Origin of the sequence: Mesorhizobium sp. M7A.F.Ca.CA.004.04.2.1, assembly GCF_004022825.1 — a bacterium.
Lineage (GTDB): Bacteria > Pseudomonadota > Alphaproteobacteria > Rhizobiales > Rhizobiaceae > Mesorhizobium.
Genome location: NZ_RZPH01000155.1, coordinates 1 through 8,603, shown reverse-complemented (window position 1 = coordinate 8,603; position 8,603 = coordinate 1). Strand labels below are relative to the sequence as shown.

Here is an 8,603-nt window from a genome sequence, read left to right as displayed (position 1 = left end):
AGTTATTACGGGGCGAAACTGAGCACGTGGTTTGGATAGCAGCAATCCGGTCCACCGGCGCACATGCAGCGGCTTCATACAAGCGTTCAAGTTGCGAGATGAGCTTGAGTGAACGACGTCGGAGAATTGCGTCCTTTGGACGCTGGTTTCGCGGTTCCCGTAGGATTCGATTACGGGAAGCGTTCTTGGCTGCTTCTCGGCTCAGCGCTCATCGGGATGAACAACGTACCCGCGGTCAAGGTCTTCGCGACCTCAACCCAGTCACCATCCCGCAACAGCAGCGGTCGGGTCCTGATCAAGCGCTCAGCCTCAGCACAGGTGCTGGAGCAACGGTAGAGCGCGGAAAACGTGTATCGGAATGCGCTGGCTCACCATAGGAAGCTGCCACGGCATGTCGAATGTCCCCAGGGGGCGGACCGTTCCCTTGCATTTGTCTCGATGACGGGCTCTCAAAGCTAAAGCCAAGAGAGCTTTATAAAAATCGCACCCGATCGGCTGCGCAACGACGACCAGCTGAGGCCCGATCGGGTGCTAAGGTCGTGCCAAAAAAGGCGCGTCACTGTCGCATTTCTAGCCGGCTTGCGATCGGACGTCATCTCTTGGCGATCGCTGCCCCTTCTCTCAAATGCGTTTAGCGGCGCCGATGGCGAATAGCGCAAGCTTTTCCACCCGTTTCTACTCCACTACCGAGACTCGTCACCAACCTCCTTTTATTCGCTTCCATATGGCCCATCCTGTCTCCAATCGAGGAGGAGCGCGAACATGGGCCAAGCCGTAGAACGTCTCAGTCTCGGGAATTCTTCTGCTCGCCAAACTGCCGTTGTCGCCGGCACCATATTTGGCAGGGTGACAGTGCACGACAAGATATCAGGCGTTCTTGTCTGGGCTGAACTATGCTTGCAAGCCATAACCCAAAAATCGCCGATCCCTTTGAATTCGAGCCGGATGAATGGGTGTTTCAAAATTTTTGGCGGTTTTAGGCAGAACCCTCCGATGGCCCGCGTACCGGTCAAGCTTCGTGAGCACTTTAGGTTCGTCGATCAGGCATAGGTTTCTTTCCCATGCCACATGCTGGCCGTTTGCCTAGTTCGGAAGCCCTCGAGAGGCGTTGCTCGTCTTGGTATGGCGTCGCCCCTTTTTCCGATCCATCGGCCACGGAGCTAGAATGGTGTCTAGCTGTTGCCGCCTACTTGGTCATCCGGCATGGAGATGCCTATATACCGACCTTCGAAAGGCTGGAATACGAGGTCGAACAAATGCGGCGGAAGCTCGGAAATCGCGAGCGAGCGCAGCGCGTGCTGGCCACGCTCAACCTAAATGGCTCGGACAGCTGGAGCCGTGAGGTTGGTTCTCAAGGCCTGGATGGCGCCGCAATCACATTCGCCCGGGCGGGGTAAAAGCGATTTTTTGGAGCCACTCGCGCTTTTGCGCTAACGAAGGTCCCGCGCCGTATTTGGGCCGGATCCATTTGTGGCCCATCAGAGAAGCAATTACCTTCTCCGGCGCCTCAACTGCCGTCAGCCGGTCCTCGAAAGTGTGTCGCAGGCTATAAAGACTATGCTCGGAAGTCGGCAGAAGTTCCTTGCTGGCGAGCACCTTGTTGACGAGCGCTGAAAGTGACGCGGCCTTGTCGCGATAACGAGGAAAGCCGTCCGGATGGAGCTTGATGGCTGCAAGTGCGCCGCCAACCAAGGGAATGTCACGGGCTGAATGACCGGTCTTCAAGCGACGGCCATTGGGGCGCACCCGCACATGCGGGATTTCTCGATCGAGGTGGATTGTTTCGGTGGTGAGGTTTGCCGCTTCAGAAAGCCTGAGTCCGGTATCGGCAATCACATAGATTAGATGGCGGGCTTCGTCATTGAGTCCGTCGAGCGCGCCTTCAGCGAGTATCTTCTCCTGAATGAACTCCGCTGTGAACGCAGCGCGTTGCCCGGGGACGGCGCCGGAAAGACGCAGGTTTCGAAAAACCGGCTCCAGCTTGAGCTGGTGAGTCAGATCGACGACGCGCAGCATTTTCGAAACATGGCCGATGTCCTTGTTGGCCGTACCGATATCAAGTCCATCCTCAACGATCCGCTTTTGCCACCACTCGCGGAACGCGATTGCGTCGTCCCGAGTGAGGCTTGCGATCTCCTTGTCGCCAATGACTCCAACCAGATTGGCAACTGCGCGCTTTTTGGGGTTACGCCATTTCTTGATTTGGTTGGGCGACATGGCCAGCAAGTTCTGTTGCTCGATCGTCTCGAATTCCTTGATAAGACCGCTCAGGCGGACCGCTGGCCGCTTCTCCCCACCCATGACGGCCGAGACGTCCTGCGCGTCCTCGATCGATTTTTTGTCGAGGAGCAGCTTGATACGGGCCATGAGTTCGTCGAGCGGCCCCGCTGCTAGTTCCTCGTTAGTGCGATAGGCCAATCCAAATGACCGCGCGCGCTTCCTCGCGGCTTCGAAACGCAGCCCCGCCTCGGCGGATTGGCCTTCCCGCAGTCTACGCCAATACGCCTCCAGCCCCGCGCCGAGGCTTTGCACTGCATCTCGCGCCCGTACACCGCGGGGATCGTCAGCCACGGCGACGCCCGTGGAAATGCGTACTAGGCAGCGGCGATCAAACGCCGCGAATTCCTTCGGCACCCTGCGGACGAGATACCAGATGCCTTCACGTTTATGCGGCTTTGGCGCTGCGGAACGTCGCATTATCTTTCTCTAATGTTACACAGTTTGTTACACAGTCTAAGATATGTTTCGCTTCGTGCTGGTCAAGTGCAACAAGGAAGCTTTTGAAAGGAAAGGATTTTTATGGAAGCTATATGGCGGAGAGGGAGGGATTCGAACCCCCGATGGGCTTGCACCCATGCCGCATTTCGAGTGCGGTGCATTCGACCACTCTGCCACCTCTCCGCGGTCATGGTCGGCCGTTGCCGGCGCGGCGCACTAGATAACGGCTGAACGGGCAGGTTACAAGGCCAATCCGTCAGTTATTTGGCTTGCTTGGCAAGCGGCGGATTCACGGGCTGGTGGGTACAGCGAGGCCCGAGGCAGATTGCCGACCAGTCACCCATCCTCAGCCCAGGCGGGGGCAACGCCGTGGGCATGTCGGCACAGCCGGTCCGTGCCCGCCAATGACGGTCTCGAAACGGCGCGGCTGGTTTGCCTTGACTCGCCCCCAACCTTCGGTTAGGGACAGCGCGCAATCGGCGTGGAGGGTTCTTCCGCGCCGCTTGTTTTTTGAACCCGCAGACTGACAAAAAGACGGCTGAACTGCCTCAGGCGGTTCATCAAGGCCGACCGAACAGCGAAAGGCAAAAAATGTTCGCAGTCATTAAAACGGGTGGCAAGCAGTATCGCGTTGCCGCCAACGATCTCCTGAAGATCGAAAAAGTCGAAGCCAATGTCGGCGATATGGTCGAGATCGGCCACGTCCTTGCACATGGCGAAGGCGAGAATGTCACGTTCGGCGCGCCGTTCGTCGATGGCGCGGTGGTCACCGCCGAAGTCGTCGAGCAGGGCAAGAACCGCACCGTCATCGCCTTCAAGAAGCGCCGCCGGCAGAATTCGCGCCGCAAGATCGGCCATCGTCAGCTTTTGACCACCGTGCGGATCTCCGAGATCCTGCTGGGTGGCGCCAAGCCGACGAAGACGGCATCGGTCAAGGCGCCGAAGAAGGTGAAGGCCGAGGCCGCCACCGAGGTGCAGGCGGAAGCCGCGCCGAAGAAGGAGCCCAAGGCCAAGGCAGCCGAGACCGCGGCAGTGCCGCTGTTCAAGGCGCCGAAGGGTGAGCCGGACGATCTGACCGTGATCAAGGGCATCGGCCCGGTCGCAGCCAAGGATCTCAACGAGCAGGGCATCATCACCTTCGCGCAGCTCGCCAAGCTGACCGACAAGGATGTCGCCAAGATCGACGAGCACATGTCCTTCAGCGCCGACCAGATCAAGGACTGGCGCGAGCAGGCCAAGGAATTGGCTGCGAAGTAATTTTCTGGCGACCTGGTCGCCGGATCGGACTTGAAACGGAACGCGAACGCGTTCATAAGGCCTTTTAGGCGCCTTGCGGCGCAACGGAGTTAGTTAGATGGCACACAAGAAAGCTGGCGGCTCGTCGCGCAACGGTCGCGACTCGCATTCCAAGCGTCTGGGCGTGAAGAAGTTCGGCGGCGAAGCCGTCATCCCGGGCAACATCATCATTCGTCAACGCGGCACCACGTGGCATCCCGGCGTCAATGTCGGCATGGGCACGGACCATACGCTTTTTGCGCTCGAGACCGGCGCCGTGACGTTCAACAAAAAAGCCAACGGCCGAACCTACGTATCGGTCAACCCGATTGCCAAAGCCGCGGAGTAGCCGGTTCCGCACTAGAACACCGGCGCCCATCTCGGGACCGGTGTCTGGCAAAGCCAGGAAAAGGATCAGGGGAGATGGGTTTCCATCTCCCCTTTTTCTTGTGCCTGGAGGACTTTCAAATGGTTGCCGAAGCGGAAGACTCAGAAGACGAAAGTTACGCGATAGATTGTCCGGTGCTGGTCACCGAGCGACTGGTGATGCGGGCGCCTCACGAAGGCGATATCGCGCAACTGGTCGAACTTGCCGACAACCGCCATGTCGCCGAAATGCTGGCCCGCATGCCGCACCCCTATGGCGAGGCCGAGGCGCGCTCTTTCCTGGCCATGACCAAGTCGCGCCGGGCCGGTATCGCTTATGCCCTGACGCTGGCCGGCACCGACACTTTCGTCGGCTGCGCCGGTCTCAACACCACCGATCGCGGGCTGGAGCTCGGTTACTGGATCGGCGAGCCGCACTGGAAGAAGGGCTATGCGACCGAGGCGGCGCACGCGCTGGTCGACCTCGCCTTCCAGAGGACGTCGATCCAGGTTCTGCATGCCTCGACACGGGTCATCAATCCGGCCTCGCGCCGCGTCATCCACAAATGCGGGTTCCAATATGCCGGCCAGGGCATGCTGAACTCGATTGTCGCCGGCCAGGTTCCCGTCGAGCGCTACCGGCTCGATCGCAAGACCTGGACGAGCTTGCGGAACTGGGTCCACTTTTGATGTGTGCCGATATTCAGGTGAGGCCGGCCTGCGAATGGCGGTTTCCTGCGCTTCCGGTGCTCGCGTACGAAAAGTACACTCCGCTCCGGTTCTCGGAAGCCACTATTCTCGGCTCGGCCTGACCTGAATCTCGACACACATCGGGTACGGCGCGAAACCAATGGGAGGCAAACTTGGATCAGCCCAGTTCGACCCAGACCGGCAGGTGGTCCGAGCCGACGGCCTTTCGGTCGACCCACAGGCGCTGCAGGGACCTGGCGAGCGACGCGCTGGTGAAGATGTAGTCGATGCGCTTGTGGCGGCTGGGATCGGTGGGTTGCCTGGGATCGACCCAGCTGATGAGATCGTCGCCGGTGGCGTTCAGGCGCAAGGCGGCATCAACGGCGAAGTCGGCGGTCAGCGGCATGCCGAATTCATGATCCGGCCGGCCGGCGAGTTCGATATATTCGGGTGAGCCGGCCAACATGTTGAAATCGCCCATACCGACAAAGGCTTCGGGATGCGGCAATTCCGGCAGGCCGATCTCGGCGACGCCGGACAGCGCGCCGCCTTCGAGCGCGTAGTTCAGCATGCGTTGGCGCAGGAACTGGATCTGGCTGGCGCGTTCGACGGGGCTGCGGTGATCGAGATGGATGGAATAGAAGCGGATGAAACCAAGCGGCGTCTCGATCAGCGCTTCCAGCGCGCCACGCTGGAAGTTCATCATCTCAAAGCTGCGGCTGCGCGGCAAAAGCAGGTTGCGCGACAGATGAATAGGCGTTTTCGACAGCACCATGTTGCCGAGCTGGAAGGTTTTCGTGATGGCGCGGCCATTGTCGATGTGCGAACCGATATTGGCCTCGAAATTGCTGCCATAGACGGCGAAGTAGTCGGGCAGCGCCTCGCCGATCTCGGCGACCATGTCGCGGCCGCCGTTCCTGGGATTGTTGCGGGTCACCTCCTGCAGAGCGATCACATCGGCGCCGCGTACAGCATCAGCGATGCGTCCGACATCGTACTGCCCGTCGAGGCCGATGCCGTACTGGATATTGTAGGTTACAAGCTTCATTCCGGCATCTCTCCGGCCGATCCCGCGCGGCCATTGTCACAAAACGGCCTCGCCCTTCGCCGCGCCTTGGTTTAGAGCAAGGGCCAAGGTTTAGAGCAATGCCGCAAGGCCACTAGTAGAAACTGTACAATCCCATGAAATTTCTCGATCAAGCCAAGGTCTACATCCGCTCCGGTGACGGTGGCGCTGGTTCGGTGTCGTTCCGGCGCGAAAAGTTCATCGAGTTCGGCGGGCCGGACGGCGGTGATGGCGGCCGTGGCGGCGATGTCTGGCTGGAGGCCGTCGACGGGTTGAACACGCTGATAGACTACCGCTACCAGCAGCATTTCAAGGCCAAGACCGGCGTCCACGGCATGGGCCGCAACATGACCGGCGCCAAGGGCGCCGATGTCACGCTGAAAGTGCCGGCGGGAACGCAGGTGTTCGAAGAAGACAACGAGACGCTGATCTGCGACCTGACCGTGGTCGGCCAGCGCTTTCTGCTCGCCAAGGGCGGCAATGGTGGCTTCGGCAACCAGCATTTCAAGACCTCGACCAACCAGGCGCCGCGCCGCGCCAACCCCGGCCTGCCGGGGCAGGAGCTCAACATCTGGCTGCGGCTGAAGCTGATCGCCGATGCCGGACTGGTCGGGCTGCCGAATGCCGGCAAGTCGACATTCCTGGCCGCCGTCACCGCGGCCAAGCCGAAGATCGCCGACTATCCGTTCACGACGCTGCATCCCGGCCTCGGCGTTGCCCGCATCGACGCGCGCGAATTCGTCATCGCCGATATTCCGGGCCTCATCGAAGGCGCGCATGAGGGTGTCGGCATCGGGGACCGCTTCCTTGGCCATGTCGAGCGCACGCGTGTGCTGTTGCATCTGGTTTCGGCGCAGGAGGAAAATCCGGGCAAAGCCTACAAGACCGTCCGCGCGGAGCTTGAGGCCTATGGCAACGGCCTGACCGACAAGGTCGAGATCGTGGCACTGTCCCAGGTCGACACGCTCGACGCCGATGCGCGCAAGAAGAAAGTCGCCTCGCTGAAGCGCGCCGCCGGCCGCGCGCCGATGCTGTTGTCGGCCGTCACCGGCGAGGGTGTCGAGGCGGTGCTGCGGGCGCTGATGTCGGTGGTGGCCGAGGCGCGTGCGCAGATCGCTGCGCCAGTCGAGACGCGCTGGGAAAAGTAGGACGATGCAGTCGCTGGGAAAATATCGGCGCATCACCGTCAAGATCGGCTCGGCGCTGCTCGTCGACCGCGCGACAGGCCTGAAGCGCGACTGGCTGGCCTCGCTCGCCGACGACATTGCGGCGCTGGCCAAGGGCGGCGCTGAAATCCTTGTCGTCTCGTCCGGCGCCATCGCGCTTGGCCGCACGATCCTTGGTCTCGGCAAGCGCGCCTTGAAGCTCGAAGAGAGCCAGGCCGCGGCAGCCGTCGGGCAGATCGCATTGGCCGGCGCGTGGTCGGATGCGCTCGGCAAGGGCAGCCTGAAATCGGGCCAGGTCCTGCTGACGCTCGGCGACACCGAGGAGCGCCGCCGCTATCTCAATGCGCGGGCAACGATCTCGACGCTGCTCAAGATGAAGGCGGTGCCGGTCATCAACGAAAACGACACGGTGGCGACGTCCGAAATCCGCTATGGCGACAATGACCGGCTGGCGGCTCGCGTCGCCACCATGATGGGCGCCGACCTCCTGGTACTGCTCTCCGACATCGATGGCCTCTATACGGCGCCGCCGGCGCGTGACCCCCAGGCCAAATTCATTCCAGTGGTCGACCGCATCACGCCCGATATCGAGGCGATGGCGGGTGCGGCCGCTTCCGAGCTGTCGCGCGGCGGCATGCGCACGAAGCTCGATGCCGGCAAGATCGCCACCGCCGCCGGCACCGCGATGATCATCACGTCGGGCACGCGGTTGTCGCCGCTGATGGCGATCGAACGCGGCGAGCGCGCTACTTTCTTTCGGCCGAGCAGCAACCCGGTCAAGGGCTACAAGACCTGGATCGCCGGCCAGCTCGAACCGGCCGGCCGGCTTACGGTCGATGCCGGCGCCATCGGTGCGCTGCTGTCGGGCAAGTCGTTGCTGCCGGCCGGCGTCAAGCTGGTCAGCGGCAATTTCTCGCGCGGCGACACGGTGGCGATCCTGTCGCCCGAGGGCCGCGAGATCGCGCGCGGGCTGGTTGCCTACGATGCGGCCGATGCCGTAAGGATCGCGGGCCTGAAGACGACCGAGATCGAAACCGTGCTCGGCTACGAGGCGCGTTCGGCGATGATCCACCGCGACGACCTTGTGGTGAGCCATTCGGGTGACCAAGTACGGGCCGGCGACCAAACAGGGGCCGGTGACCAAGTCACGGTCGGTGGCGATGTAAGCGGAGGATGAGCCATGCTGAAACTGCATGAAAAATCCGGGGATGACACCGTAGCAACGATGGCCGATATCGGCCGTTGTGCCCGCGCTGCCGCCCGACCGCTGGCCATTGCCACGACCGCCGCCAAGAACGCCGCACTCCTCGCCATGGCAGAGG

General features: G+C 61.5%; 7 protein-coding genes, 1 tRNA gene and 1 pseudogene. 6 read left to right on the top strand and 3 right to left on the bottom strand.

Going from position 1 to position 8,603, the window contains the following annotated elements:
* Window positions 1–1,374 precede the first annotated feature (1,374 nt).
* Both EN893_RS09860 and EN893_RS09855 read right to left on the bottom strand, forming a co-directional pair.
* Entirely contained in the window at window positions 1,375–2,697 is a 1,323-nt protein-coding gene (locus tag EN893_RS09860) for an integrase (RefSeq protein ID WP_024502873.1), read from the bottom strand.
* Between the two features lie 114 nt (window positions 2,698–2,811).
* Window positions 2,812–2,901: transfer RNA gene (locus EN893_RS09855), tRNA-Ser, on the bottom strand.
* A gap of 408 nt (window positions 2,902–3,309) precedes the next feature.
* Here EN893_RS09855 and EN893_RS09850 point away from each other — a divergent pair.
* The 3 genes from EN893_RS09850 (at window position 3,310) to EN893_RS09840 (ending at window position 5,049) form a co-directional block, all read left to right on the top strand.
* Window positions 3,310–3,975, top strand: a complete 666-nt coding sequence (locus tag EN893_RS09850) for a 50S ribosomal protein L21 (RefSeq protein ID WP_127266820.1) — start codon at window positions 3,310–3,312, stop codon at window positions 3,973–3,975.
* Window positions 3,976–4,072: 97 nt separating this feature from the next.
* Complete coding sequence (rpmA, locus tag EN893_RS09845) at window positions 4,073–4,342, top strand: 50S ribosomal protein L27 (protein ID WP_013529063.1); 270 nt, start codon at window positions 4,073–4,075, stop codon at window positions 4,340–4,342.
* Window positions 4,343–4,461: 119 nt separating this feature from the next.
* Window positions 4,462–5,049, top strand: a complete 588-nt coding sequence (locus tag EN893_RS09840) for a GNAT family protein (RefSeq protein ID WP_063173273.1) — start codon at window positions 4,462–4,464, stop codon at window positions 5,047–5,049.
* Between the two features lie 178 nt (window positions 5,050–5,227).
* Here the strand turns inward: EN893_RS09840 and EN893_RS09835 are convergent, their stop codons facing one another.
* Window positions 5,228–6,097, bottom strand: a complete 870-nt coding sequence (locus EN893_RS09835) for an endonuclease/exonuclease/phosphatase family protein (protein WP_127266819.1) — start codon at window positions 6,095–6,097, stop codon at window positions 5,228–5,230.
* A 134-nt stretch (window positions 6,098–6,231) separates the two neighbouring features.
* Here EN893_RS09835 and obgE point away from each other — a divergent pair, with 134 nt between their 5' ends.
* The 3 genes and pseudogenes from obgE to proA form a co-directional block, all read left to right on the top strand.
* The gene (obgE, locus tag EN893_RS09830; RefSeq protein ID WP_127266818.1) at window positions 6,232–7,263 is read left to right on the top strand and encodes a GTPase ObgE; all 1,032 of its coding nucleotides are present in this window, start codon (window positions 6,232–6,234) and stop codon (window positions 7,261–7,263) included.
* Window positions 7,264–7,267: 4 nt separating this feature from the next.
* Window positions 7,268–8,458 carry a glutamate 5-kinase gene (gene proB, locus EN893_RS09825; RefSeq protein WP_127266817.1) on the top strand — a complete coding sequence of 397 codons (1,191 nt, stop codon included), beginning with the start codon at window positions 7,268–7,270 and terminating at the stop codon, window positions 8,456–8,458.
* 3 nt (window positions 8,459–8,461) lie between these two features.
* Window positions 8,462–8,603 (top strand): annotated as a pseudogene (gene proA, locus EN893_RS39120) (gamma-glutamyl-phosphate reductase); the annotation flags it as partial.